This is a genomic window from Ideonella sp. A 288 (genome assembly GCF_002198735.1).
In the GTDB taxonomy this organism is placed as follows: domain Bacteria; phylum Pseudomonadota; class Gammaproteobacteria; order Burkholderiales; family Burkholderiaceae_C; genus Pseudaquabacterium.
In genome coordinates this window covers 1-24,548 of the sequence record NZ_MWLO01000109.1, presented here as the reverse complement: position 1 = coordinate 24,548, position 24,548 = coordinate 1, and the positions used below count along the sequence as shown (strand labels likewise).

Below are 24,548 nucleotides of genomic sequence, written 5' to 3'. Positions count from 1 at the left end.
CCCTGCGGCGCCGGCGTGGGCGCGGGCACCGGCGCCGCAGGGGCGGCCACCGCGGCCACCGTGGCCACGGCTGCCGCCGGCACCACGTTCGCGGCCGCGGTCTTCACCGCACCGCCCAGCGCCGTCACGTGGTCCTTGGCCATCAGCGCGCCGCCCAGCGGCTTGAAGACGCCGTCGTGGCAGGTGGCGCAGCCGATCTTGGCCACGTCGCCGGTGGGCCCGCGACGCGCGGCCGGGAAGGTGTCCGTCAAGGGCACCATGTAGGCAGTGTTCAGCTCGCGCGACATGCGGATGCCGTGGAAGGCGACCACCCGCTGCGGCGGGCTCTGGTCCCACTGGGCGAAGGAGCGCGTGTTGTGGCAGTAGGTGCAGTTGACGCCCAGCGACTGCGACACGTGCATCATCAGGCCGTAAGTGGCCTCGGCCTGCTTGATGTCCTGCTTGTTGCCCTCGGGCAGCGCCGTGGTGCTGTTGACCCGGATGGGCGTGTCGTTCAGCAGGTAGGGTGTCAGCGGGTCGTAGGGCAGCGAGCTCAGCCCGGCCTTCACGGCCACCAGGTTCTGTCCGGCATGGTCGGCGCTCGCGCCACCGGCGCGCTTCGGCCCGGGGTCGGTGAACCACACCTGCGGCGGCACCGGCAGGCCGCGGTGGCAGGTGTAGCAGGTGACGCCGGTGGCCGCGACATGGCTCTGCCAGTCGTTGTTGATGTGGCGCGTCATCTGCAGCATCTTGCGCGCCACCACCTTGGTGTAGAGCTTGTCCAGCGAGAGGTCGTCGCCCGGGACATGGCAGTAGTTGCAGCCTTCCTTGGGCGCCACCCAGGCCGTGATGGCCTGCATGGTGCGGATGAACTCGCCCGCGCTCAGGTCGCCCAGCACCTGCACATTCTTGAACACCTCCTTGGCGAGCGGGCCGCCGTCGGGCACCGGGGCGATGGCCGCGGGCGGCACGTTCATCGGCGCCTTCACGGCCAGCAGGCGCGGGTTGTTCACCTGCTCCATGCCCAGGCCGCGAAAGCCGCGCTGTTCGGTGGTCACCGGCGGGCGCTCGCAGCCGGCCAGCGTGAAGGCGGCCAACAGCACCAGCAGGGCCTTGCATCCGTCGATCTGGAACTTCATGGCGTCACCTCCGCCGGCTGTCCAGGCAGTGGGGTGGCCCGTGACCGGGCCACTGCGGCGTTGTGGTGTGCGAGGACAGTGCTCATTTCACCAACCCCGGGTCGACGATGGTGCCCAGCACGCTGGGGTACATCGGTGCCACGCCATGCTTCACTGCCCACAGGTACCAGTTGTCGACCACCGTGCCGGTGAGCAAGATGCCGATGCCGCCGGTCAGCGGGCACAGCACCGCGAACCACCAGCCCCAGCGGTGGATGGATTCCATCGTCGCGTTGAAGCCCATGGTCCAGCGCCAGAACAGCGCCGCGCGTTCCGAGGCGGTGCCGCGGTCGACGATCTGCTCGATCTCGCGTTCGCCGCCGAAGCGGGTGACGGCCAAGATGGTGGCCCCGTGCATCGCGAAGATCAGCGCCGCGCCGTACAGGAAGGCGATCGACAGCATGTGGAACGGGTTGTAGAAGAGATTGCCGTAACGGATGGAGAACGCAGCCGTCCAGTCCAGGTGCGGGAAGATGCCAAAGGGCACCGCCTCGGACCAACTGCCCATCATCACCGGGCGGATGAAGCCCAGCACCAGGTACAGCCAGATGGCCGCCGCGAAGGCCCAGGCCACGTGGGTGCCCAGGCCCAGCGCGCGGGCGCGCCGGTACATGCGGATCCACCACAGCATGATCGACAGCGTGAGGAAGAAGCCCGCCATCAGCCACCAGCCGCCCTTGGCCAGCGGCGGCATGCGCAGGCCGTATTCGGGGGCCGGCGGCTCCAGCGCCAGCCAGAACAGTTGGCGCACGAACTGGATCGGGTTCCAGTTCACCGAGGCCAGCATGTTCAGCCCGATGATCTCGAAGGCAATGAAGCCGCAGACGATCGACAGGATGCCCAGCCAGCCTAGGTAGATCGGCCCGATCTGCGCGTCGCCGATGCGGCCCAGCAGGTGGATGTCCAGCGGTTTGCCGGTGCGCTTGTATTCCCCTTCGGCCAGGGGCACGCCCGGGTACAGCGGCGCATGCACCTGCACCCGGGTGAAGATGTTCTGGTACTCGGCCATGACTTTGGCTCCTGGTTCTCCGAATCAGCGTCGATCCCATCCAGCGGCCGCCGCGGAACCGGCTTTGCCGGGCCGCTGGCGGCGCCCCCCTTGGGGGGAGGCGCCGAAGGCGCTTCGGGGGGTTATCTCCATACCGGCAGGCTCAGCCACCAGCCCCACCACTCGGGCCAGCCGCGGGTCCAGAAGGGGCCGCTGATGACGATGCACACCGCGCTCCAGAAGGCCGCCGACAGGGACAGGAACATGCCCAGGCGGTGGATGCCGAGCGAGCCGATGGAATAGCCGACGGTGTCGCGGAAGAAGGTGTTCTCGTGCTCCGGCGAGGCCACCGGGTGGCCCTTGGCCGGGTTGGTGACCGACAGGATCAGGCCACCGTGCATGGCCAGCGCCAGCGCGTTGGTGAAGAAGAACGCGATGGCCAGCATGTGCGCCGGGTTGTAGTGGAAGTGCAGGTACTGGTAGCCGGTGTTCGACACCCAGTCCAGGTGGCTCATGATCCCGTACGGGAAGCCGTGCCCCCAGGCGCCCATCAGCACCGGGCGGATCACGACGAGCGTGAAGTACGCCAGGATCGCGAAGCCGAAGGCCACGGGCACGTGTAGGCCCATGCCCAGCTTGCGACAGATCTCGACCTCGCGCAGGGCCCAGGACACGAAGGCCCCGAGCGCGCAGATGGTGATCAGCTGCCACAGCCCGCCTTCGGCGAGCGGCGCCAGGCGCAGGCCGTACTTCAGGTCGGGTGGCGCGATGTTGATCTGCCAGAGGTTCCAGGTGGGCCCCAGCGCCGCGCCCCACACGATCAGCAGCGTGCCCAGCACGGCGAAGAACGCCGTGGTCACGCCGAAGAATCCGACGTAGAACGGCCCGACCCAGAAGTCGAACAGGTCGCCGCCTAACAGGGTGCCGCCGCGTACGCGGTACTTCCTCTCGAAACTGAGCATGGCCATCGCCAACTCCCGGCTCTGCACGCGGTGGCGCCCCTTGCCGGACGCTGGCGTGCCCTACTGGTGGCAGGTCGCGCTCGCGCGCCATCTGCCTCGAATTCGGTGCGCAGCCGATGGGGCACGGGTCTCGCGACCCGACCTCACCGGTTGCGCTGCGTGCGGTTGTCGGTCAACCGATGCGCGGAGGCATCGGTACGACCTCGACCGCCGCGGTCTTGGCCTTCTTGCCACCGTCCAGCCAGTTGAACCGGTCGGTGCTGAGCAGGATGAAGTGAATCAGCACCGCCAGTCCGAACAGGAACGTGAACAGGCCGATCAAGACCCGTCTCGGATCGAATAGAAGCCACAATCTCCACATGTTCAATCTCTCCTAAGGGATGTGGGACATGAAGGTGTGCACTGCCGCCTTCACGCCACCGATCATCGATTTCTCACCCTCGGCCCCTGGCAGCCAGGAGCGCCATTGCATGGCCAGCATCGTGGCGATGAGGGCAATCACCAAGAACACGACGAAACCCGCGAGAAACAGCCCGGTCGATGACGTGGCGTCATGAGCGTGCGGCAGTGCGTGGGCGACGAACGTTTTGTCAGCCATGTCATTCCCCTTATCGGGTGGTTACAGCCAGGGGCGCCAGCTCCACACCAGCACGTGGGCCACCACCGCGATCACGGTGAACCCGATGAAGCTGGTCACGAACATGCCGTGGAACTCTCTCGCCTCCTGCTCCGATAGCCCGGACAGGGACCCTCTTCGGTCATCAGCCATGGATATGGCTCCTTGTTGAATTGGCCTCACGGCCGTTACCGCGCCACTCCCGCGCGGCCGGGATCGCCGATTCCGCGGCCCACGGGCCCCGAGTCACGACAAGGGTTGTGCCCGCCTTGGCAGGGCCATGTTCTTGGGGCTGCCGGGCCCGCTGCGTGCAGCGGTTCATGCCGGCTCTCCCAGGGTAAGGGCGTCGCGCGCCCGCGCCACGCGCTCTGCGGTGACGCGCTCCTCGCCGGCCCGCCGCGCATCGCGCTCGGCGCGGTCGCGCAGGCGCTTGGCCGCGGAAATCTGCACCAGCACGGGCTGGCCTCGCACCAGGTCTTCGAGCAGGCGCTGCGCGTCGTCGTCCCAGGGGCTGGACGTGGCCTCCGACAGGCGCGACGGCGTGGCCTCGACGCGGTCGAGGTCGGTGCCCAGCGGCAGGATGTTGAACAGCGCGTCGAACAGCGCATTGCAGAACTCCTGCACCACGTAGGTGGCGCCGGCATAACCCATGAACGGCGTTCCCGTGTGGCGCCGGATGATGGCGCCCGGGAAGGAGGCCGGGATGTAGCTCGGCCGCGGCCCATGGCCACCGCCTGACTCGGCCAGGTACATGCGCTCGTTGTAGGAGCCGAACATCACCAGCGGCGGCCTCTCGCGCACCATCTGGCGCACCGCGGCGTTGTCGGTCTTGCCGCCCGGCACCCGCGACACCGCGAAGTTGCAGGGCAGCCCCAGCTCGTCTTCCAGGAAGTGCCGCAGGCCGCGCGAGTAGGTCTCGCCGGCGACGACGGCGAAGCTGGCCGTGGAGAAAAAATCCTGCGTCACCGAGCGCCACAGATCCCACACGGGCTTGAGGGTGGTGTGTTTTTCGCGCTCGATGAAAGGCTCGGGATCCAGCCCCAGCAGGTTGCCCAGGCTGCGCAGAAACTTGGTGGTGCTGTGCAGCCCGATCGGGGCGTGCAGCCAGGGCCGCTCGAGCGACTCGCACAGCAGCGTGCCGAACTCGCGGTACAGGCAGATGTTGGCGTCCGCGTCGGAGAGCTTCTGCACGTCGGCGAGGTGACTGCCCAGCGGGAAGACCATGTTGATCTCGGCGCCGATGCCTTCGACCAGCCGGCGGATCTCGGCCAGATCGCTGGGCATGTTGAAGGTGCCGTAGCAGGGGCCGATCAGGTTGACGCGGGGTTTTTCCTGAGTCAACGAAGGGCCGCTCCCGAGTTGACTCACCCCCTCGGGGGGCGGACGACGTATGTCGTCGGCCTGGGGGCGCTCTCCTGCCGGCCGATCGGCCATCGGCTTGCGGGCCGGGATGTGGCGCAGGCCGTACTCGGACCACAGCCAGTACATCGCGCGGTTGGCGCACTGCCACTGGTCTTCGTCGATGGTGCGCGGCAGGAAGCGCTTCAGCGCCGTGCCCTCGGGCGTGACGCCACCGCCGATCATCTCGGCGATGGAGCCGGTCACCACCACCGCGGGCAGGTCGGGGTCGAGCACCGCATGGGCCCGCTTCATCGCGCCTTCGGTGCCTTCGCGGCCGAGTTGCTCCTCGGCCAGGCCGGTGACGACGATGGGCAGTTCGTGCGGCGGCAGCGCGTCGGTGTAATGCAGCACCGAGGTGACCGGCAGGTTCTCGCAGCCCACCGGGCCGTCGATCACCACCTGCAGGCCCTTGATGGCGGTGAACACGTACACCGCACCCCAGTAGCCGCCGGCGCGATCGTGGTCGAGGACTAGCATGACTGTGCATCCCACGTAGGCTCGGGCGTTCCCAAGCGCACGCCGCGGAACCGGCTTTGCCGGGCCGCTGGCGTGGCCCCCTTGAGGGGGAGGCGGCCGCAGGCCGCTACGGGGGTGTGCATGTTCACACCATCTCCTCGGCCTTGCGCTTCTTGTGAAGCTTGATGACCTGGCGCTTGAAGTCGGCGCGGAACTCGGGCCGTAATTGCGGCACCTCGGTCCACACACCGGCGCGGTCGCCCTGGCCGACGCCGGAGGCGCCGAAGAACTCGTTCATCGTCTCAAAGCGCGCCTTGTTGGTGATGGCCGCGTTGACCACCTGGGCCAGCGAGCCGGCACCGGCCGGGCCCATCAGGGGCCGCGCCGAGATCAGGTTGGTGAAGTACAGCGCCGGGATCGTCGCCTCCTTGGCCGCCTGCACCACGGGCGTGGTGCCGATCGCCAGGTCGGGCTGGTATTCACGCATCGCGGCCAGGTCCTGCTCGAGCGAGGCGCGGTACTGCACCTGCACGCCACGCGACTGCAGCCAGTCGCAGTCGGCCGCGCTCCACTCGGTGCGTGGGCAGGCGGTGCCCACATAGCGCAGGTCGGCGCCGCTCTCGACGAGCAGGCGGGCCACCAGCAGTTCGGAGCCTTCGTAGCCGCTCATCGTGAGGCGGCCGCGGATGGGCTTGGCCGCCAGCGCGCCCTTGATGGCCGGCAGCATGCGGTTCTTGGCCGCGTCGATCTTGTCCTGGCCGACGTTGGCCGCGTCGCCCACGGCCTGCAGCCAGGCTTCGGTGCCGTCGTGGCCCACCGGGGCCGAGCCGACGATCGGCCGGCCGGCGGCCTGGAACTCGCGGATGCTGGCGGTGTAGAACGGGTGCACCGCCGCCACCACGCTGCCGTCGAGCGCGGCATACAGTTCGCGCCATTCGCGCGTGGGCACCACCGGGCCGGCGGCCAGACCCATGGGGTCGAGCATCATGCCGATGATCACCGGGTCGGCCGGGAACATCTCCCCGAGCAAGGTCACGGTCGGCTTGCCCTGCCGGGCATTGGCCGGGGCCTGCACCGGGCCCGCCATCACCTCGGCCCGGGCGTACTTCAGCATGGCGCCAGCCAGCACGTCCTTGGCCTCGGCATGGGTGGGCACCCCGAAGCCGGGCACGTCGATGCCGATCACGCGCACGCCGTTGATCTGCCTGGGCAGCAACTGCAGCGGCACGCCGCTGGCGGTGGGCACGCACAGGTTGATCAGCACGATGGCGTCGTACAGCGCCGGGTCGGCCAGCTTGAACGTGGCTTCGCGGATGTCCTCGAACAGCTTGCCGGTGACCAGGCTCTCGCTGTTGAAGGGCACGTAGCCGACGCTGCGGCGGGCGCCGTAGAAGTGCGAGGTGAAGGTCAGTCCGTAGACGCAGCAGGCCGAGCCCGACAGCACGGTGGCGGTGCGGCGCATGCGCAGGCCCACGCGCAGCGAGCCGAAGGCCGGGCACATGCTCTGCGGCTGGTCGTGCGGCCCCTTCGGATAGTCGGCCGCGTACTGCTGCAGCACCTCGCTCTTGCCGGCCGACTGCGCTGCGGCGAGCAACTGGGCCTGCCCCGAATGGCAGCCCAGCCCGTCGCCCAGCGCGGTGGGCACGGCCTGCGAATTGGCGAGCGGAGTGACGGGCATGTCCATGGTCAGACCTTGTCGTAGACCACTTCGAGCGACGGCTTGACGGCGTGGTGCTGGCCGACCATGTCGAACAGCGACGCGGGCTCCATCTGGAAGTCGCGGCCGGTGACCTCGGCAGAGAACAAGCCGAGCAGTTGGTCCTGCGTCTGCGGCTTCGGCCGCATCGGCGGCGCCTCGGCCACGTTGGTGGCCAGTTCCTCGAACAGCGACGCCCACTGCGTGCCGGGCCGGCCGATGATCTCGTAGCTTGCGCTCTTGCGGCGGATGTCCTCGTTCGCCGGGATCGCGGCCAGCACCGGGATGCCGGCGTTCTTCGCGAACGCGGCCGCCTCGCCGGTGCCGTCGTCCTTGTTGATCACCATGCCGGCCACGCCGACGTTGCCGCCGAGCTTGCGGAAGTACTCGACCGCGCTGCACACGTTGTTGGCGACGTACAGCGACTGCAGGTCGTTGCTGCCGACGACGATGACCTTCTGGCACATGTCGCGGGCGATCGGCAGGCCGAAGCCGCCGCAGACCACGTCGCCGAGGAAGTCGAGCAGCACGTAGTCGAAGCCCCAGTCGTGGAAGCCGAGCTTCTCGAGCGTCTCGAAGCCGTGGATGATGCCGCGCCCGCCGCAGCCGCGGCCGACCTCGGGGCCGCCGAGTTCCATCGCGAACACGCCGTCGCGCTTGAAGCAGACGTCGCCGATGGACACGGCCTCGCCGGCGAGCTTCTTGCGGCTGCTGGTCTCGATGATGGTGGGGCAGGCCTTGCCGCCGAACAGCAGGCTGGTGGTGTCGCTCTTCGGGTCGCACCCGATCAGCAGCACCTTCTTTCCCTGCTGGGCCATCATGTAGCTGAGGTTGGCCAGGGTGAAGCTCTTGCCGATGCCGCCCTTGCCGTAGATCGCGATGATCTGCGTGGTCTTGGTCACCGGGCCGGTGGCCGGCGCGTCGGGTTCGATGGCGGCCTCGGCACGCAACTGCGCGCGCTGCACCACCTGGATGGGGGACACCGTGGGGGTGCCGCAAGTGTGGCTCATGCGTTGTGTCTCCAGTCGAGGACCATCTTCAGGCAGGCCGCGTCGCCGAAGGCGGTGCGGTAGGCAGCGTCGGCGTGGCTCGCCTGCTCGTGGTGCGTGATCAGGCCGTCGAGCGAGAGCGACCCGCCCTCGATCAGCGACTTGACGGCCAGCAGGTCGGGCCGCTGCCATTCGGCGGCGGCGCGGATCTGCGCCTCGCGCATGAAGGCGGGCGGGAACGAGAACGACACCCGCTCGCTGTAGAAGCCGGCCAGCACCACCTCGCCACCGGGCGCCAGGCGGCCGATCAGCGTGTCAAGGATGCCGGCGTCGCCGCTCACGTCGTAGATGGCGCGGTAGTCGCGCCGCGTGTCGGCCTCGGGGTGCAGCACGGTGTAGCCCTGCGCGCCTTCGGCACGCCGCGCGTCGAGTTCCCACACCGTTGTGGGGTAGCCCGCGGCCACGTTCAGCCGCGCCAGCAGGCGACCGAGCACGCCGTGGCCGACGATCAGGTCGGGCGGGGCGATGCGTTCTCGCTTGCCGCCACCCGACACCGCGTGATAGGCCGTGGCGGCCAGCGCCATCAGGATGGCGCGTTCGCCCAACGATTCGTCCACCGTCACCACGCGTTGCCCGGGCACCACTACGCGGGCCGCGGCACCGCCGAACAGGCCGCGCACGTCGCCGAAGCAATTGGCCCCGGGCACGAACACCCGGTCGCCGACGTTCAACCCGGCGCGCGCACCGGCCTCGACCACGCGGCCCACCGATTCGTAGCCCGGCACCAGCGGGTAGCCCATGCCGGGGAAGGCCGGCATGCGGCCGCTCCAGAGCAGCTTCTCGGTGCCGGTGCTGATGCCGCTCCACTCCACATCGACGACCACGTCGGCCTCGGTGGCCTCGATCAATTCCAGCTGGTTCAGCGCCAGGCACTCCGGCTGCTGCAGCACCACCGCCATCGTCTTCATGCTTGGCCTCCTGGGGCGCGTGCCGCAACGCAGGGCGGTGTCGGCAACGGGGTGGGTGCGGGTGTCATGTGATGTCGGAACCAAGTGTCAATGTCACTCTACGCTTACTGCTTAACATGTCAAGCGCGATTTACACTCGGACAGGCAGGGGCGTTACGGTCAGCCCGACACCCAGGCGCTGAGGAGAGCCGTCTGCAGCGGCTGGCGCGTCGGCAGGCTCTGCACACGCTCAAAGCCGCTGGCGCGCAGCATGTCGCCCAGTTCGGCGGCGCTGCGGGCACGGCCGCTGCCCATGGCCAGCAGGTAGAAACCGAAGTAGGCGTTGCCCATCGCCGCCGCCCCCGGCGTATCGGCCAGCGGTTCGGCCAGCAGCACGCGGCCGCCGGGCGGCAAGGCCGCGCGCACGGCGGCCAGGATGCGCAGCGCGGCGCCCTGGTCATGGTCGTGCACCACCCGCACCAGCGTGATCACATCGGCGCCGCGCGGCAGCGGCTGGCGGTGGAAGTCGCCGCCGTGCACCTCGGCGCGTGCGGCCAGGCCGGCCGCCACCAGGCGCTCGCGGGCGCGCCCGGCCACCGCCGGCAGGTCGAACAGCATGAGCTTCAGGTGGGGCGCACGCGCCGCCACCGCCCGCAGGAAGGTGCCTTCGCCGCCGCCCACGTCCATCAGGCAGCGGTGCCCCTGCAGCGACACTGCGTCCAGCACCTGCTCGGACACCAGCGGCTGCGACGCCGACATCAGCGCGCTGTAGGCGGCCACGCGCTCGCGGGCCAGCTGGTCGGGCTGCTCGTCGGCGGCATAGGCCCACAGCTCGCCCAGCCGCGTGCGGCCGTGCTCGCCGCGCAGCAGCGCCACCGGGTCTGCCAGGTCGGCGTACAGCGCGGCATGGTGTTCCACCATCGCCGTGATGGCCTGGTCGCCCACCAGCGTGGCGCCCAGCGGGCCCAGGCCCCAGCGGTCGCCGCCCCGCGGTTGCAGCAGTTGCAGCGACTGCGCGGCAACCAGCAGGCGCAAGCAGGCCTCGTCGCTGAGCTGGGTGCGCCGGGCGAGTTCGGACAGCGGCAGCGGGCCGTCGGCCAGCAGGTCGAACAGGCGCAGCCGCACGCAGGCCAGCAGCACCTGCGAATAGACGAAGCCGGCGACCAGGTCGAACAGCGCCGCGGCGCGGCGCCGCGCCACCGGCCGTGTGAGCGCGAAGCCGGCGGCCCAATGGCGGAAGCGCGGGTTGGCCAGCAGGGTGTCGCGCCAGCGCTGCCAGCGCTCGCGCCAGGGCAGGCGCGAGGTTGCCGCTGACATGGCCGGCTCGGCGCCCGGCGCCTGCGGCGGCGCAGACATGCCGGGCTCAGCCGCCGCCAGCCGCGGACGGGGCAGAGCCCAACGCCGCCGCGGTCATGTCATGCCGCCACGCGGATGAGGTCGGAGCACAGGGCCGCCGGCACCAGCCGCTCGGCCTCGTAGCGCACCAGGGCGCGGAACTGCGCCTCGCGCGGGCAGCGCGGGATCGAATCGACCGCGCGATCGACCAGCCGCTGGAAGTAGCGCACCGCGCCCGACAGGCCATGCTCGATCGTCGAGCTGGGCCGCCCCAGGCTCAGGTCCTGCCCGGTGGGCTTGCCCAGTTGCGCCGGATCGGCCACCACGTCGCGGATGTCGTCGGCCACCTGATAGGCCTCGCCCAGCAGTTCGCCCAGCGCGCGCCAGGGCTGCGCGTCGGCACCGGCCGCATCGGCACCGACCATGGTGGCGGCGGCGAACAGGGCGCCGGTCTTGGCACGCTGGTAGTCCTGCAGCGCCACGCGAGGCTCGCACTCCCAGGCCTGCCCGGCGACGATGCCCAGCGGCATGCCGACGCCGCGCGCCACCGTGCCGAGCACGCGCGCCAGGCGCTGCGGGTGGCGGCCACCCGCCTCGCCCAGCACCTGGAAGGCCATCACGATGAGCGCATCGCCGGCCAGCACGGCCAGCCGCTCGCCGAAGGCACAGTGCACCGACGACAGCCCGCGCCGCACGGCCGCATCGTCGAAGCACGGCAGGTCGTCGTGCACCAGCGAGGCACAGTGCAGCAGCTCGATCGACGCCGCGGCGGCGTCGGCCAGGGCCGGGTCGTCGTCGCCATGGGCCTGGGCCACGGCCAGGCACAGCTGCGGTCGGATGCGCGCGCCGCCCGGGATCACCGCATGCCGCACCGCGGCGGCCAGGCGGGGTGGGCAGCCGGAAGCCTCGGCCGACTGGAGGGCGGCATTCAGCGCCTGGGCAATGCGGGTCATCGGGTCCATGGCACTCCTCTGTGCTGCGCGGGCCTGGGACGAGGCCGGCGGTGCTGACCGAACGGAAGTGTCATTTGATGACGACATCCAAGGTGTCAGATAGGATAGACACATGTCCCCGCTGCGTCAACACGTCGACACCCGCCTCGCGCCGCCCACGGGCCTGGCGGCGCCGGCGCGCGGCCCGGCGACGTCCCGCGGCGAAGCGCCTGTGCTGGTGGTGGGCGCCGGCATCGGCGGCCTGGCGGCAGCGGTGCTCCTGGCCGCCGCGGGGGTGCCGGTGCAGGTGCTCGAGCGCGCGCCGCAGGTGGGCGGCAAGATGCGCGCGCCCCAGGTGGCGGGCCAGGCCATCGACGCCGGGCCCACGGTGTTCACGATGCGCTGGGTGTTCGACGAGCTGTGCGAGGCCGCCGGCACGCGGCTCGACCACCTGCTCGCGCTCGAGCCCTGCGAGGTGCTGGCCCGCCACGCCTGGCCCGATGGCGGCCAGTTGGACCTGCTGGCCGACCCGCAGGCCGCCGTCGACGCCATCGCCCGCTTCGCTGGGCCCTACGAGGCTCGGCGCTACCAGGGCTTCTGCGAGCGCGCACAGCGCATCAGCCGCACGCTGGAAGGCCCGTTCCTGCGCGGCACGCGGCCCACACCGCTGTCGCTGATGTGGCGCGCCGGCTGGCGCGGCCTGCCCGACATGCTGCGCATCTCGCCCTTCGGCACGCTGTGGCAGGCGCTGGGTCGGCACTTCCACGATCCGCGGCTGCGGCAGTTGTTCGGCCGCTACGCCACCTACTGCGGATCGTCGCCGTTCCTGGCGCCGGCCACGCTGATGCTGGTGGCGCATGTCGAGCGCGAAGGCGTGTGGCGCGTGCGCGGCGGCATGCACCGCGTGGCCCGCGCACTGGCCGCGCTGGCCCAGCGCCATGGGGCGCACCTGCGCTGCGACACGCAGGTGACGCGCATCCTGGTGCAGGACGGCCGCGCCAACGGGGTCGAACTGGCCGACGGCCAGCGCCTGGCCGCCCAGGCCGTGGTGTTCAACGGCGACGCGTCCGCGCTGTCGGCCGGGCTGCTGGGCGACGCGGTGCGGCCGGCGCTGCCCGCGCTGCCGCGCGCACGGCGCTCGCTGTCCGCGCTCACCTGGTGTGGCGTGACGCCGGTGCAGGGCTTCGACCTGTCGCGACACACCGTGTTCTTCTCCGGCGACTACCGCGCCGAGTTCGACGACCTGCAGGGGCGCCGCCGACTGCCCGTCGAACCCACCGTCTACGTCTGCGCCCAGGACCGCGGCGATGGCGGCAGCGGCGACACCACACCGGTCGCCGAGCGCCTGCTGGTGCTGGTGAACGCGCCGCCGGCCGGCGACCTGGCCCCGGGCACGCCCGGCCACCTCAGCGACGAGGAGATTGCCTCATGCGAGTCCCGCACCTTTGCCCACCTGGCGCGCCTGGGCCTGCGCCTGCAGACGCCGCCGGCGAACTGGCTGCGCACCACGCCGACGGACTTCGAGCGGCTGTTCCCGGGCACGGGGGGGGCGCTGTACGGCGCGGCGAGCCATGGCTGGCGGGCGTCGTTTACCCGGCCGAGCTCGGCCTGCAGGATGGCGGGGCTGGTGCTGGCCGGTGGCAGCACGCACCCGGGGCCGGGGGTGCCGATGGCGGCGCTGTCGGGCCAGCTGGCGGCGGCGCAGGTGCTAGCGGACCGCGCTTCGACACGCTCGTGGCACCCGGTGGCTACCTCTGGTGGTACGTCGATGCGCTGAGCGACGACGGCCGCCACGGCCTGACGCTGATCGCCTTCGTCGGCAGCGTGTTCTCGCCCTACTACGCCGCGGCGCGCCGTAGCGGCGCACCCGACCCGGCCAACCACGTGGCCCTGAACGTGGTGCTCTACGGCACCGGCGGGCGGCGCTGGGCCATGACCGAGCGCGGCCGCACCGCGCTGCACCGCGAGGCACGGCGCCTTCGCATCGGCCCCAGCCAACTGGCCTGGGAAGATGGCGACCTGGTGCTGGGCTTCGACGAGATCACCGCCCCCTGGCCGGGCCGGCTGCGCGGCGAGTTGCGGGTGCAGCCGCAGTTGCTGCACGGCCAGTCGCACGCGCTCGACGCGGCCGGGCGCCACCGCTGGTGGCCGATCGCGCCGCGCGCCCGCGCCACCCTGGACTGCAGCCACCCGCGCCTGCGCTGGCAAGGCTCGGCCTACCTGGACAGCAACCAGGGCGACGAGCCGGCAGAGTCGGCCTTCCACGGCTGGGACTGGTCGCGCACCACCCTGCCCGATGGCCGCTGCCTGGTGCAGTACGACACGCGCCGCCGCGATGGCAGCGCTGGCGCGCTGGCCTGCCTGTTCGACGACGGCCCGGTGGCCCGCACGCCCGAGGCGCCACTGCCCCGCGTCCACCTGCCGACCAGCGCTTGGCGCGTGGCGCGCCACGCTCGGTGCGATGCCGGTCAGGCGCCGCACTGCCGCACGCTGGAAGACACACCGTTCTACGCCCGCTCGCTGCTCACCGCCCGCTGGCTGGGCCAGCCGGCCACCACCGTGCACGAGAGCCTGTCGCTGGACCGCTTTCGCGCCCCCTGGGTGCAGGCCCTGCTGCCCTTCCGCATGCCGCGCCGGGCTGGGTAAGCGCCGGCCGTCGTGGGTGAGCTCGTTGCTGTCGTTGCGACTGATCGCTGTACGCACAAACCCCTTCGGCTGCGGCGCGCGGCCGAGGCCACCGGGTGGCCAGCAGTGGGAGACATGGCGCAGAACACGCAGCCCGGCGCGACGCTCTCGCTCTGATCCTCGAACGACGGCATTTCGGCAGAGCGGGCAAGGCGGCAACGAGCCCAAAGACGACATCGCGGACGGCAGCCCCGACGAAGCAGTGCCTCAATCCGGCGTCGTCGGTGGCTCCTCCCGCTCGCGCGCCTCGGTTCGCCGCTTGTCGCGCTTCAGCTGCACCAGTTCCCACACGCCCCAGGCGATCGGCACCAGGAAGCCGAGCACGATCTCCAGCGCGATGAGCGGCACGTCGGGCATCGCGGCCCACCCGATCGGTCCGGCCCAGGTCAGGTCTGCAGGCGGCGGGCCGCGCTGGCGCTGTCCATGCGGGCCAGCCGGTCGAACAGGTCGTAGAGCCACAGTGCGCGCGCCTCCAGGCCGGTGGGCGCCGCGGGCGGGGCCAGCGTGCCGGCGGCGGCATCCACCAGGTAGCGCGTGGCCGCCAGCGGCGGCTCGGCCCGGGCCACGGTGTCGAAGGCCGGGCCCAGCCGCGCGCGCACGGTGGCCTGCACCAGCAGCCGGGCCTTGCGCGGGCCGGGCACGCTGGCACGGCCGGCCAGCGGATCTAGGCCGTTGCGCGCCACCTGGTGTCCGATGGCCGCGTACAGCGTGCGGGCGGCATGGATGCCGGGGCGGCAGGGGCCGGGCAGTTCGGCGATGCCAGCGTCGACACGGTGATAAAGCGCATCGGCCGCGTCCAGCAGGCGCTGCACCACGATGGCCAGCGCCGGGCTGTGGCGCGGCCGGGCCAGCCAGTCGTCGGGGTCGATGCCGACCTCGCGCAGCCAATCGCGCGGCAGGTACAGGCGGCCCTGGCGCGCGTCTTCGCCCACGTCGCGCGCGATGTTGGACAGCTGCATCGCCACGCCCAGGTCGCAGGCGCGGGCCAGGCCGCTTTCGCTGCGCACGCCCATCAGCAGCGACATCATCGCGCCCACCGAGCCGGCCACGCGGGCGGCGTAGTCGTGCAGGTCGGCCAGCGTGTCGTAGCGCCGTTCCTGAGCGTCCCACTCGAAGCCCTCGATCAAGGCCAGCGGCAGCGCCTGGGGGATCGCGAACTGCTGCACCACCCAGGCCAGCGCGCGGTCGGCGCTGTGCGGGCCCGGCGTGCCGGCGTACACGTGCGCCAGGCGCCGGCGCAGCGCGGCCACCGCCTCGTCGCTGCGCAGCATGCCGGCCACGGCCGGGCTGTTGTGGCCGTCGACCTGCTGATCGACCTCGTCGTCGGCCTGGCGGCAGAAGGCATACAGCGCGCAGGCCGGGTCGCGCACCGAGCGAGGCAGCAGGTAGGACGCGGCCAGGAAGGTGCGCGAGCCGTGTTGCAGGCGGCGGCGGCAGGCCGCCATGTCGTCCAGTGCGGCCAGGGTCATGCCTTCACCTCGCTGCCGTGGGGTACCACGGTGTCCAGGATGCGCGCGGACGACAGCACGCCGGGCAGCCCGGCACCCGGGTGGGTGCCGGCGCCGACCAGGTACAGGCGCTCGACGTCTTCGCTGCGGTTGTGCGGCCGGAACCATGCGCTCTGCGTGAGCAGCGGCGCCATGCCGAAGGCCGCGCCCAGGTAGGACCCCAGGCGTTGCTCGAAGTCCACCGGCGTGAGCAGGCGCGAGCTGATCACCCGCGCGCCCAGGCCGGGCAGCAGCGTCGATTCGAGCCGCTTCTCGATGGCCTGGCGGAAGGGCTCGGCCCGGGCCGCCCAGTCGGTGCCGCTCTGCAGGTGGGGCACCGGCGCCAGCACGTAGAAGGCGTCGCAGCCGGGCGGCGCCACCGAGGGGTCGCTGGCCGTGGGGCGGTGCAGGTAGAGGCTGAAATCGTCGGCCACCACCTTGCGCTCGAAGATGTCGTGCAGCAGCTCGCGGTAGCGCGGGCCCAGCGCGATGGTGTGGTGGGCCACGTCCGGGTACTGGCCCTGCACGCCGAAGTACCAGACGAACAGACTCATCGAGTACTTGGCGCGCTCCACCCGCTTGTCGGTCCAGGTGCGGCGGTGCTCGGGCGCCAGCAGGCGGCGGTAGGTGTTGGCCGAATCGGCGTTGGACACCACCGCCTGCGCGCGCAGCACCTCGCCATCGGCCAGCCGCACGCCACAGGCCGCGCCGCGCTCGACCAGGATCTGCTCCACCGGGGCCTTGCAGCGAACCACGCCGCCCAGGCTTTCGATCAGGCGCACCAGGCCGGTGACCAGCGCACCGGTGCCGCCGATGGCGCAGTGCACGCCGTAGCGCCGCTCGAGGTGCGAGATCAGGCTGTACACCGAGGTGGTGGCAAAGGGGTTGCCGCCGACCAGCAGCGAATGGAAAGTCAGCGCCATGCGAAGCCGCTCGTCGCGCACGTGGCGTGCGGCCATGCCGTAAACGGTGCGAAAGCCCTGCAGCTTGAGCAACTGCGGCCCGACGCGGGCCATGTCGGTCCAGCGGTCGAAGGGCACGTGGGCGAGCTGCTCGAAACCGACCTTGTAGATCGCCTCGCTCATGGCCATGAAGCGCTCGTAGCCGGACACGTCGCCGGGCGACAGGCGGGCCACCTCGGCGCGCATGGCCTTCGGGTCGCCGCTGTAGTCCATGGTGTAGCCGTCGTCGAAGCGGATGCGGTAGAACGGCGACACCGGCTTGATCGTCACGTCATCGGCCAGGCGACGGCCGGCCAGCGCCCACAACTCTTCCAGCAGGAAGGGGGCGGTGATGACAGTGGGCCCGGCATCGAAGGTGAAGCCGTCCTGCCGGAACACGTAGGCCCTGCCGCCCGGCGCGTCGAGCTGCTCCAGCACGGTGACGCGCCAGCCGCGCACCAGCAGGCGCACCGCGGCGGCCAGGCCGCCGAAGCCGCTGCCGATGACCACCGCGTGGGGTCGGCCAGCGGGTTCGACCGGCCCGCGCGCCGCCGGCCCGCGGTCGACGGCACCCGGCCCGATCGGGCCCGTGGTGTGAGGGCCCGGCTCGGTGGCGGTGCGGGCGACCGCAACAGGAATCGTCAACATTTGCTGATAGTACGAGTGTCAGGCTAAACTGACAACCAGGTTCTGCCTCCAGGCGCGACAGTCCGCCCCCCAGGTGAGCCGCCCCGCTCGGGCATGTGGCAAATGTCAACCTGCCGGACCGGGTCGTGTGCTAATGTGGTCATCCGTTCCTCTTGCCTCTGGAAGGTCGACCACACCGTGGTGCAATCGAAGCGCTGTCGTGGAGATGCCGCGTGAGCCAAGCACCTGAGGGCCCAGCCCCGGGGCCGGCCGAGCCGCCCGACCTGGGCGCTCTGTCCGACCTCGCGCCGGAACTGGCCCGCACCTTCGTCTCGATCGCCAGCGACATCGCGCTGGTCATCGACTCCACCGGCGTGATCCGCAATGTCGCGGTGGGCAAAGACCCCATCACCGGCGCGGCCGCCGGCTGGGTGGGCCAGCGCTGGGCCGACACCGTCACCGGCGACACCCAGCGCAAGATCGAGCAACTGCTGTCCGAAGTGAACAGCGCCGGCGTCACCCGGCGGCGCGAGGTGAGCCACGCCGGCCAGGGCGGGCCCGACGTGCCGGTGGCCTACGCCGCCATCCGGCTGGGCCGCGACGGCCCGGTGCTGGCCGTGGGGCGCGACCTGCGGGCCGTGGCCGCCATCCAGCAGCGCTTCATCGACACCCAGCGCGAACTCGAGCGCGACTACTGGCGCCAGCGCCAGAGCGAATCGCGCTACCGCTTGCTGTTCCAGGTGGCCACCGATGCCGTGCTGGTGGTGGATGCGCAGAGCCTGCGCATCGTCGATGCCAACCGCGCCGCCGGCGTGCTGTTCGGCTGCGCCAGCGAGGCGCTGGTGGGCCGCGGCGTGCCCGACGGCGTGGCGCCGGCCGCCCGTCCCGGCGTGCAGGAACTGCTCATCATGGCCCGCGCCACCGGCCGGCCGGCCGAGATGCGCGCGCCCCTCGACTGCGACGGCGACACGCTGCCCTCGCTCATCGAGCTGTCGGCCACCCCCTTACGCGCCGAAGACCACATGCTGCTGCTGGTGCGCGCCCGCACCATGGAATCCGGCGCCGCGGCGGCGGGCGAGGCGGTGCGGCTGGCCGACTTCGTCGAGCGCACACCCGACGCGCTGGCCATTGCCGACGCCAGCGGCCGACTGTTGATGGCCAACCCGGCCTTCGTGTCGCTGTGCCAGCGCTCGGGCGAGGCGGCCGTGCTGGGTCAGGCCTTGGCCGATCTGCTGGACGACCGCCAGCAGCGCCTTCCCGCCCTGTTGTCCGACGCGCGACGCCACGGCATTGCCGAGCAGCGCCGGGTCGGTGAGCTCGAGATCTCGGCCGCGCTGCTGGCCGAGGGCGACCAGGAATGCATCGGCCTCACGCTGCGCCGCATCGACACCCGGCTGGCCGACGTGCCCCCGCAGGTGGGCGATCTGGCCGCCGCCATCGACCGCCTGGCCGCGCAGATGGGCCTGGCCACCTTGCCCGAGTTGATGCAGGAAGCCAGCGACCTGGCCGAGCGCCACCTGCTGGACAGTGCCCTGGCGCGCGTCGACGGTGACCCCCTGCTGGCCGCCAAGCTGCTGGGCATCAGCCCCGAGAACCTCTGGCTGCGACTGCGCCACCATCGCCTGGGCGTCGGCGGCCCCGGCAGCGGCAACGCAGCCCCCAACCTGCTGAACTGACGCCGATGTGACGGACAGCCCCGCCTTCGGCCAGGCCGACCTCACCAATTGCGAGCGCGAGCTCATCCACCTCGCCGGCTCGGTGCAGCCGCACGGGCTGCTGCTGGTGCTGGCCGAGCCCGACATGACCGTCTTGCAGGCCACGGCCAACGCCTCGGCGCTGATGGGCCTGGCCGCGCCGCAACTGGGCGGCATGGGCCTGGACGAACTGGGCGGCGACCTCGGGCTCCAGTTGCGCCGCTTGGCCACCGACGCCGACTTGGCCGATCCGGTGCCGCTTCGGGTGCACACCGGCGCCGGCAGCCGACGGCGCCAGTTCGAAGGCGCGCTGCACCGGCTGCGCCCGGGGCGCCTGGTGGTCGAGCTCGAGCCGGCGGCGCCGGCCGACATCGCCACCGTCGACCTGCCGCACGACACGCTGATGCAGCTGGTGGGCACCGCCGTGCAGCGCTTCAGCAACGCGGCCAGCATCGGCGTGCTGGCCGACGCCGCGGCTCAGTGCTTCCGCGACCTGACCGGCCACGACCGGGTCATGATCTACAAGTTCGACGCCGACGGCCACGGCAAGATCATCGCCGAGGCGCGCGACCCCCGGCTCGACTCGCTGCTGGGCCACCACTACCCGGCCACCGACATCCCTCAGCGCGCCCGCGAGCTGTACCTGCGCAACCGGGTGCGGGTGCTGGTGGACGTGCACTACCAGCCGTCGCCGCTGCAGCCGGCGCGCGCACCGGGTGACGAGCACGAGCTCGACATGTCGATGTGCTACCTGCGCAGTATGTCGCCGCTTCACCTGCAGTACCTGAAGAACATGGGCGTCACCGCCACGGTGGTGGTGTCGCTGGTGCGCGAAGGCCGGCTGTGGGGCCTGGTGGCGGCCCACCACTACACGCCACGCAACCTGCGGCTGTCGGTGCGCGCGGCCTGCGACCTGCTGGCCGAGGTGGTGTCCACCCGCATCGCCGCCATCGAGAACTACGCCCACGCGCAGGTGGCGGTGCTGGTGCGCCGGCTCGAGCAGCGGCTGATCGAGGCCACGTCCACCGAGGGCGACTGGCGCCTGGCGCTGCTGCGCAACCCGCGCACGCTGCTGCAGCCGCTGGAAGCCACCGGCGCGGCGCTGTTCAACGACGGCGAGATCCTCACCTCCGGCGAGGTGCCGTCGACGCCCGAACTGCGCCAGCTGCTGCAGTGGGTGGACGGCCAGAACGACGACGGCCTGTTCAGCTGCTCGTCGGTGTCGAAGGCCCACCCGGCGCTCGATTCGCTCACCCCCACGGCCAGCGGCGTGTTGGCCGTCAGGCTGGCCACCGCGCGGCCCGACTACCTGATGTGGTTCCGCAAGGAACAACTGCTCACCGTCACCTGGGCCGGCGACCCGTCCAAGCCGATGGTGAACGACGACCCGCTCGAGCTGTCGCCGCGTCGCTCGTTCGCGGCCTGGTCCGAGATCGTGCGCGGCACCGCGCTGCCCTGGACCAGCGCCGACCTCGCACTGGGCCGGGCCATCGGCGCCGCGCTGGTGGACATCATCGTGCAGGTGCATGCTGTGCGGCTGCTCATCGCCGAGCACCAGCTCACCGGCATCCGGGCCACGGTGCAGGGGTCGGGCGAGCCGGTGGTCATCGCCGACGCGCAGGGTCGGCTGCTGTTCTGCAACGACGCCTTCACGCGGCTCACCGGCCGCGCACTGGCCGACCAGTCCACCCTGTCCGAGATGGCGTCGCTGTTCTCCGAGCCGGCGGCGCTGCGCCACGCCTTGGCGTCACTGCGGGCGGGCCAGCCGCCCTGGCGCGGCGAGACATCGCTGGTGCGCGACGACGGCAACGACCTGCCGGTGTCGGTGCGCGCCGAGGTGGTGCCCGGGCGCGACGGCATGCCGCTGGGCACGATGATGATGCTCTTCGACATGAGCGACACCAAGCGCGCGGCTGCGGCACGCCAGCACCTCGAGCAGACCATGCTCGTGGCCGCGCATGGCCAGCGCCAGCGCCTGGCCAGCGGCGAGCCGACCCGAACGGCCGACGCCGTGATCGGCGCCATCCTCACCAACGCCAGCCTGGCGGCCATGGACATCGCCGACGGCTCGGTGGGCACACCGGTGGCCCGGCTGCTCGAAGAGCTGGAAGCCTCCACCCAGCGGGCCACGGCGCTGTACAGCCAGATCCGCGATTTCACCGGGCCGCGCGAGGCCTGACCGGCGTCGGCGGGCCCGGAGGCCTGCCGCGGGGCGGCTACGGCGCCGCGATCTGCTCGAACAGGTCCTTGTGGCGGGCGAAGCCGTCGCAGGCTTCCTGCACCAGCGCCTGCGCCGCCGCCTCGTCGTCGGCCTGCTGCTCGAGCCCGGCGCGAAACCCCTGCACCAGTTCGGTCACCGCGGCGGCCGGGCCGAAGTCGTAGAAGCTCACGCCGTCGCCGGGCGGCAACTGCAGGCCCTTGGCGACGATGCGCATCAGCACCTGTCCACCGTTCAGGTCGCCCAGGTAGCGCACGTAGGCGTGCGCCGCCAGGGCCTGCGGGCGCTCGTCGGCCAGTGCGCGCAGGTGGTCGGCATAGGCTTGCGCGGCGGGCACCAGCGGCAGTTCGTCGGCCCAGTCGGCACCATGCAGGCTCACCAGGTCGGCCTGCAGCGCGTCGCGGCGGGCCAGGGGCGCCAGCGGCAGCTCGGCCAGGCGAGGATGGTCGACGTGGCGGGCCAGGCCGTCTTCCAGGCTGGTGTAGATGGCGTGCAGGTTGCGCAGCAACTGGCAATAGGTGCGGCGCTCGATCTCGCCGCGCAGCAGGCGGCGCATCAGGCCGGACCGTTCCACCTCCGTATGCAGCGTTCGCGTCGCGTCACGCAGGCGCTGGGACAGGGCAATGGACATGCAGGCGCCGGGCAAATGGGATGCATCGATGATAGCGACGGTGCCTGCGGCGCGCCTTGCTGCAGCGGCATCGAAGACGGCCCAGCCTGCGCAACAATGCCGGCATGGCTGACCGTCCTCTCCGGCCTGTGGAGCCGTCGCGCCGATGGCCCGGCACGAGCCGGCAGCCCGGACGGCCACCCGCGCGGGCGCGCCGCGCCGGGCCCGAGGCACCGCGGTGAGCGCGCCCCTGGTGTGGGCCCGCGACGGGCGCGACTGGCCGTTGCGCGAGGCCAGCCACTTCGTGAAGGCTGCCGGCCAGCGCTGGCATGTGCAGCGCCTGGGCGAAGGGCCGACCGTGCTGCTGCTGCACGGCACCGGCGCATCCACGCACAGCTGGCGCAAGCTGGCACCGCTGCTGGCGCAGCGCTTCGAGGTGCTGATGCCCGACCTGCCCGGCCACGGCTTCAGCGCGCCGCTGCCCGATGGGCAATGCTCGCTGCCGGGCATGGCCGCGGCGCTGTCGGCGCTGCTGGCCGAGTTGCACGTGGCACCGCAGGCCGTGCTGGGCCACTCGGCCGGCGCGGCCCTGATGCTGCGGCTGGCGCTCGACCAGGCCTGGGCCGGGCGTGTGCTGATCGGCCTGAACGCCGCGCTGCTGCCCTTCGAAGGCCTGGCCGGCGTGGCCTATGCGCCGATGGCCCGCCTGCTGGCGCGCAGCCGGCTGGTGCCGCACCTGGCGGCCTGGCGGGCGCGCGACCCGCGCTCGGTGCGCCGGTTGATCGGCAGCACCGGCTCGCAGATCGACGACGAGGGCGTGGCGCTCTATGCGCGGCTGCTGCGCAACCCGGGCCATGTGGCCGGCGTGCTGGCGATGATGTCGAACTGGAACCTGCAGGCCCTGCAGCATGACCTGCCGGCGCTGCGCTGCCCGCTGCGGCTGCTGGCCGGCGCCGCCGACACCACCGTGCCGCCGGCACAGGCCGAGCGGGTGGCCCGGCGCGTGCCGGGCGCGCGTGCACAGCACCTGCCGGGGCTGGGCCACCTGGCCCACGAAGAGGCCCCCGGGCCGATCGCGGAACTGGTGGCCGGGGTGGTAGCCGAGGCCGTGCGCCCGGCCCTGGCCGGGGCGGCCTGCGGCGCATCGGCCGACCCATCGGTCGACCCATCGGCCGACCGATTGGCCGCGAACCCGGCCGCGGGCCCGGCCGGCCGGCCGGCGCCACGGCGGCGCTGACCGCCCGATGTCCCTGCCATCCGCAGGGTGGCAGCCCCTGGTCAGGTGCGCACGACCGGCGTAAGGTGCGGTCCACCATCCACCGACACGGCGCGACGCCGAACAGGAGGCCCCGATGAACCGCGATGCCGCATTGACCACTTTCCGCCTCGAGCCGGGCGTGTCGATCGCCCAGGCCCAACCCTGGCACCACCAGCCGGTGACGCTGGATTCGCCGGCGGTGGCCGTGATGACCGACCTGACCCAGGTGAAGGCCGCCACCGTGCACCCGTCCATCTCCTTGGGCCAGGCCGAGCAGATGATGATCTACCAGGGCGTGCGCATGCTCTTCGTGGTCACCGACATGCCGTCGATCGAGGGCCTGATCACCGCCACCGACCTGCGCGGCGACCATCCGATGCGCCTGGTGCATGAGCGCGGTGCGCGTTATGACGAGTTGTGCGTGGCCGACGTGATGACCGCCCTGACCATGCTCGACGCCATCGACTTCGACGACCTGCGCACGGCGTCGGTCGGCAACATGATCGCCACCTTGAAGCGCTTCGGGCGCGACCACCTGCTGGTGGTGCAGCGCGCCGAGGTCGCCACGCCGCGCCGGGTGCGTGGCGTCATCTCGCGCGCCCAGATCGAGCGCCAGCTGGGCCAGCCGGTGGCGGTGACGCCGATCGCCACCAGCTTCTCGGAGATCGAGCGCGCGCTGGTGTGAGCGGCTGGACGCCGGTCGGCCCGGCGCCGGTCAGCGCAGCGCCTGCACCGCGCGCGACATCTGCTGCGCGTCGGCGTGCGGAAGCGGCAGGTAGCGCGCGCCCATCGCCAGCGCCAGTTGCTGCGCCTGGGCTTGGGGCTGCGGTGCGGTGTCCAGCCACAGCGCGCCGACGCCCGAGCCCTGCCAGCGCCGGGCCGCCAGCATCGCGTCGGCCGTGGCGCGCTCGCGTCCGCTGCCGCCGTCGCGGGCGATGTTGGCGCGGCCGTCGGTCAGGAACACCGCCAGCGGCGTGCCGCCGCGGCGGGCCACCTCTTCGGTGAGTTCACGCGCGGCGTCGAGCGCCGACGCCAGCGGCGTGCCGCCGCCGCCGGGCAGCGCCGCCAGGCAGCGCTTGGCGCGCACCAGCGAGCGCGTCGGCGGCAGCAGCAGCTCGGTGCCGCCACCGGCCTGGCCGCGAAAGGCCATCAACGCCACCTTGTCGCGGCGCACGTAGCAATCGGCCAGCAGCAGTTCCACGGCACCCTTGGCCTCGGCCAGCCGGTGCAGCGCGGCCGAACCCGAGGCGTCGACAACGAACAGCGTGGTGGTCTCGCGGCGCTGGCGGAAGCGGCCGATGTGGAAATCGTCGCGCCGCACCAGCACGCGCAACGTCGCCCGCGGGCCGCTGTCAGCAGCATCCTCCGCCGCCGCGCCTTCGCGCCGGCGGAGGCCCTGCCACGGCGCCGCGGCGCGCAGCGTGTCGATCAGGTGCAGACGGGCGCCGCCGCGTGGGTCGCCGCGGCGCGAGCCGTAGGGCCGGCCGCGCAGGCGCGAGGCCTGCAGCGCACCGGCCCGGCCACCGGCCGTCGGGCCGGTGCGCTGCAG

General features: G+C 71.9%; 23 protein-coding genes. 6 read left to right on the top strand and 17 right to left on the bottom strand.

Annotated features, from left to right (window positions below; genetic code table 11):
• The 12 genes from pufC to EOINJALH_RS10870 all read right to left on the bottom strand — a co-directional run.
• The coding region (gene pufC / locus EOINJALH_RS10925) for a photosynthetic reaction center cytochrome PufC (RefSeq protein WP_088280389.1) at window positions 1-1,118 on the bottom strand (1,118 nt) is incomplete at its 3' end.
• A gap of 82 nt (window positions 1,119-1,200) precedes the next feature.
• Window positions 1,201-2,166 carry a photosynthetic reaction center subunit M gene (gene pufM / locus EOINJALH_RS10920; RefSeq protein ID WP_088280388.1) on the bottom strand — a complete coding sequence of 322 codons (966 nt, stop codon included), beginning with the start codon at window positions 2,164-2,166 and terminating at the stop codon, window positions 1,201-1,203.
• A 122-nt stretch (window positions 2,167-2,288) separates the two neighbouring features.
• Window positions 2,289-3,113 (bottom strand): photosynthetic reaction center subunit L, encoded by an 825-nt coding sequence (gene pufL, locus EOINJALH_RS10915; RefSeq protein ID WP_088280387.1) that lies wholly within the window; start codon window positions 3,111-3,113, stop codon window positions 2,289-2,291.
• A gap of 166 nt (window positions 3,114-3,279) precedes the next feature.
• Window positions 3,280-3,468: a light-harvesting antenna LH1, alpha subunit gene (pufA, locus tag EOINJALH_RS10910; protein WP_088280386.1), complete on the bottom strand. Its 189-nt coding sequence runs from the start codon at window positions 3,466-3,468 to the stop codon at window positions 3,280-3,282.
• A gap of 12 nt (window positions 3,469-3,480) precedes the next feature.
• On the bottom strand, window positions 3,481-3,705 hold the full coding sequence (locus EOINJALH_RS10905; RefSeq protein ID WP_234413783.1) for a hypothetical protein: 225 nt from the start codon (window positions 3,703-3,705) through the stop codon (window positions 3,481-3,483).
• A 21-nt stretch (window positions 3,706-3,726) separates the two neighbouring features.
• Window positions 3,727-3,876 (bottom strand): light-harvesting antenna LH1, beta subunit, encoded by a 150-nt coding sequence (pufB, locus tag EOINJALH_RS10900; RefSeq protein ID WP_088280385.1) that lies wholly within the window; start codon window positions 3,874-3,876, stop codon window positions 3,727-3,729.
• A gap of 165 nt (window positions 3,877-4,041) precedes the next feature.
• Window positions 4,042-5,601, bottom strand: a complete 1,560-nt coding sequence (locus tag EOINJALH_RS10895) for a nitrogenase component 1 (protein ID WP_088280384.1) — start codon at window positions 5,599-5,601, stop codon at window positions 4,042-4,044.
• A gap of 124 nt (window positions 5,602-5,725) precedes the next feature.
• On the bottom strand, window positions 5,726-7,264 hold the full coding sequence (gene bchY, locus EOINJALH_RS10890; protein ID WP_234413782.1) for a chlorophyllide a reductase subunit Y: 1,539 nt from the start codon (window positions 7,262-7,264) through the stop codon (window positions 5,726-5,728).
• A gap of 2 nt (window positions 7,265-7,266) precedes the next feature.
• Window positions 7,267-8,286 (bottom strand): chlorophyllide a reductase iron protein subunit X, encoded by a 1,020-nt coding sequence (locus EOINJALH_RS10885; protein WP_088280383.1) that lies wholly within the window; start codon window positions 8,284-8,286, stop codon window positions 7,267-7,269.
• Window positions 8,283-9,233 (bottom strand): chlorophyll synthesis pathway protein BchC, encoded by a 951-nt coding sequence (bchC, locus tag EOINJALH_RS10880; protein WP_088280382.1) that lies wholly within the window; start codon window positions 9,231-9,233, stop codon window positions 8,283-8,285. The genes EOINJALH_RS10885 and bchC overlap by 4 nt, the downstream gene beginning before the upstream one ends.
• Before the next feature lie 159 nt (window positions 9,234-9,392).
• Window positions 9,393-10,568: an acetylserotonin O-methyltransferase gene (locus EOINJALH_RS10875; RefSeq protein ID WP_234413781.1), complete on the bottom strand. Its 1,176-nt coding sequence runs from the start codon at window positions 10,566-10,568 to the stop codon at window positions 9,393-9,395.
• Between the two features lie 59 nt (window positions 10,569-10,627).
• Complete coding sequence (locus EOINJALH_RS10870) at window positions 10,628-11,509, bottom strand: polyprenyl synthetase family protein (RefSeq protein WP_088280381.1); 882 nt, start codon at window positions 11,507-11,509, stop codon at window positions 10,628-10,630.
• A 103-nt stretch (window positions 11,510-11,612) separates the two neighbouring features.
• Here EOINJALH_RS10870 and crtD point away from each other — a divergent pair, with 103 nt between their 5' ends.
• Window positions 11,613-13,256, top strand: coding sequence for a 1-hydroxycarotenoid 3,4-desaturase CrtD (crtD, locus tag EOINJALH_RS10865; protein ID WP_088280380.1), 1,644 nt, complete (start codon window positions 11,613-11,615; stop codon window positions 13,254-13,256).
• Complete coding sequence (locus EOINJALH_RS10860) at window positions 13,214-14,125, top strand: carotenoid 1,2-hydratase (protein ID WP_088280379.1); 912 nt, start codon at window positions 13,214-13,216, stop codon at window positions 14,123-14,125. Before crtD ends, EOINJALH_RS10860 begins: the two co-directional genes overlap by 43 nt.
• A gap of 246 nt (window positions 14,126-14,371) precedes the next feature.
• Here EOINJALH_RS10860 and EOINJALH_RS31675 read toward each other — a convergent pair whose 3' ends face one another.
• Genes EOINJALH_RS31675 through EOINJALH_RS10850 form a run of 3 tightly spaced genes read right to left on the bottom strand, consistent with a single transcriptional unit; the run spans window position 14,372 to window position 17,102 of the window.
• The gene (locus EOINJALH_RS31675) at window positions 14,372-14,521 is read right to left on the bottom strand and encodes a hypothetical protein (protein WP_158219719.1); all 150 of its coding nucleotides are present in this window, start codon (window positions 14,519-14,521) and stop codon (window positions 14,372-14,374) included.
• Window positions 14,522-14,550: 29 nt separating this feature from the next.
• Window positions 14,551-15,633: a phytoene/squalene synthase family protein gene (locus EOINJALH_RS10855; protein WP_199873310.1), complete on the bottom strand. Its 1,083-nt coding sequence runs from the start codon at window positions 15,631-15,633 to the stop codon at window positions 14,551-14,553.
• On the bottom strand, window positions 15,630-17,102 hold the full coding sequence (locus EOINJALH_RS10850) for a phytoene desaturase (protein WP_234413780.1): 1,473 nt from the start codon (window positions 17,100-17,102) through the stop codon (window positions 15,630-15,632). The genes EOINJALH_RS10855 and EOINJALH_RS10850 overlap by 4 nt, the downstream gene beginning before the upstream one ends.
• 350 nt (window positions 17,103-17,452) lie before the next feature.
• Between EOINJALH_RS10850 and ppsR the strand changes: the two genes are divergently transcribed.
• Together ppsR and EOINJALH_RS10840 are read left to right on the top strand one after the other, a co-directional pair.
• Window positions 17,453-18,895, top strand: coding sequence for a transcriptional regulator PpsR (gene ppsR, locus EOINJALH_RS10845; RefSeq protein WP_158219718.1), 1,443 nt, complete (start codon window positions 17,453-17,455; stop codon window positions 18,893-18,895).
• A 7-nt stretch (window positions 18,896-18,902) separates the two neighbouring features.
• Window positions 18,903-21,092, top strand: coding sequence for a GAF domain-containing protein (locus tag EOINJALH_RS10840; protein WP_088280376.1), 2,190 nt, complete (start codon window positions 18,903-18,905; stop codon window positions 21,090-21,092).
• A gap of 37 nt (window positions 21,093-21,129) precedes the next feature.
• On the opposite strand, the gene EOINJALH_RS10835 is transcribed toward EOINJALH_RS10840, so the two are convergent.
• Window positions 21,130-21,762: a heme oxygenase (biliverdin-producing) gene (locus tag EOINJALH_RS10835; protein WP_088280375.1), complete on the bottom strand. Its 633-nt coding sequence runs from the start codon at window positions 21,760-21,762 to the stop codon at window positions 21,130-21,132.
• A gap of 217 nt (window positions 21,763-21,979) precedes the next feature.
• Between EOINJALH_RS10835 and bchO the strand changes: the two genes are divergently transcribed.
• Both bchO and EOINJALH_RS10825 read left to right on the top strand, forming a co-directional pair.
• A complete protein-coding gene (gene bchO / locus EOINJALH_RS10830; protein ID WP_234413778.1) occupies window positions 21,980-22,978 on the top strand; it encodes an alpha/beta fold hydrolase BchO in 999 nt (332 codons plus the stop codon).
• A 115-nt stretch (window positions 22,979-23,093) separates the two neighbouring features.
• Window positions 23,094-23,684, top strand: coding sequence for a CBS domain-containing protein (locus EOINJALH_RS10825; protein WP_088280373.1), 591 nt, complete (start codon window positions 23,094-23,096; stop codon window positions 23,682-23,684).
• 30 nt (window positions 23,685-23,714) lie between these two features.
• Here EOINJALH_RS10825 and EOINJALH_RS10820 read toward each other — a convergent pair.
• Window positions 23,715-24,548: VWA domain-containing protein (locus EOINJALH_RS10820; protein ID WP_144289969.1), on the bottom strand; the 834-nt coding region annotated here is incomplete at its 5' end.

What these genes read in the sequence shown, in the direction of transcription:
- pufL (WP_088280387.1), bottom strand. Translation starts at nt 3,113, where the DNA reads ATGGCCATGCTCAGTTTCGAGAGGAAGTACCGCGTACGCGGCGGCACC.
- pufM (WP_088280388.1), bottom strand. Translation starts at nt 2,166, where the DNA reads ATGGCCGAGTACCAGAACATCTTCACCCGGGTGCAGGTGCATGCGCCG.
- EOINJALH_RS10875 (WP_234413781.1), bottom strand. Translation starts at nt 10,568, where the DNA reads ATGTCTGCGCCGCCGCAGGCGCCGGGCGCCGAGCCGGCCATGTCAGCG.
- EOINJALH_RS10885 (WP_088280383.1), bottom strand. Translation starts at nt 8,286, where the DNA reads ATGAGCCACACTTGCGGCACCCCCACGGTGTCCCCCATCCAGGTGGTG.
- crtD (WP_088280380.1), top strand. Translation starts at nt 11,613, where the DNA reads ATGTCCCCGCTGCGTCAACACGTCGACACCCGCCTCGCGCCGCCCACG.
- EOINJALH_RS10825 (WP_088280373.1), top strand. Translation starts at nt 23,094, where the DNA reads ATGAACCGCGATGCCGCATTGACCACTTTCCGCCTCGAGCCGGGCGTG.
- bchY (WP_234413782.1), bottom strand. Translation starts at nt 7,264, where the DNA reads ATGGACATGCCCGTCACTCCGCTCGCCAATTCGCAGGCCGTGCCCACC.
- EOINJALH_RS10905 (WP_234413783.1), bottom strand. Translation starts at nt 3,705, where the DNA reads ATGGCTGACAAAACGTTCGTCGCCCACGCACTGCCGCACGCTCATGAC.
- pufA (WP_088280386.1), bottom strand. Translation starts at nt 3,468, where the DNA reads ATGTGGAGATTGTGGCTTCTATTCGATCCGAGACGGGTCTTGATCGGC.
- EOINJALH_RS10870 (WP_088280381.1), bottom strand. Translation starts at nt 11,509, where the DNA reads ATGGACCCGATGACCCGCATTGCCCAGGCGCTGAATGCCGCCCTCCAG.
- EOINJALH_RS31675 (WP_158219719.1), bottom strand. Translation starts at nt 14,521, where the DNA reads ATGCCCGACGTGCCGCTCATCGCGCTGGAGATCGTGCTCGGCTTCCTG.
- EOINJALH_RS10895 (WP_088280384.1), bottom strand. Translation starts at nt 5,601, where the DNA reads ATGCTAGTCCTCGACCACGATCGCGCCGGCGGCTACTGGGGTGCGGTG.
- pufB (WP_088280385.1), bottom strand. Translation starts at nt 3,876, where the DNA reads ATGGCTGATGACCGAAGAGGGTCCCTGTCCGGGCTATCGGAGCAGGAG.
- bchC (WP_088280382.1), bottom strand. Translation starts at nt 9,233, where the DNA reads ATGAAGACGATGGCGGTGGTGCTGCAGCAGCCGGAGTGCCTGGCGCTG.
- EOINJALH_RS10855 (WP_199873310.1), bottom strand. Translation starts at nt 15,633, where the DNA reads ATGACCCTGGCCGCACTGGACGACATGGCGGCCTGCCGCCGCCGCCTG.
- EOINJALH_RS10835 (WP_088280375.1), bottom strand. Translation starts at nt 21,762, where the DNA reads ATGTCCATTGCCCTGTCCCAGCGCCTGCGTGACGCGACGCGAACGCTG.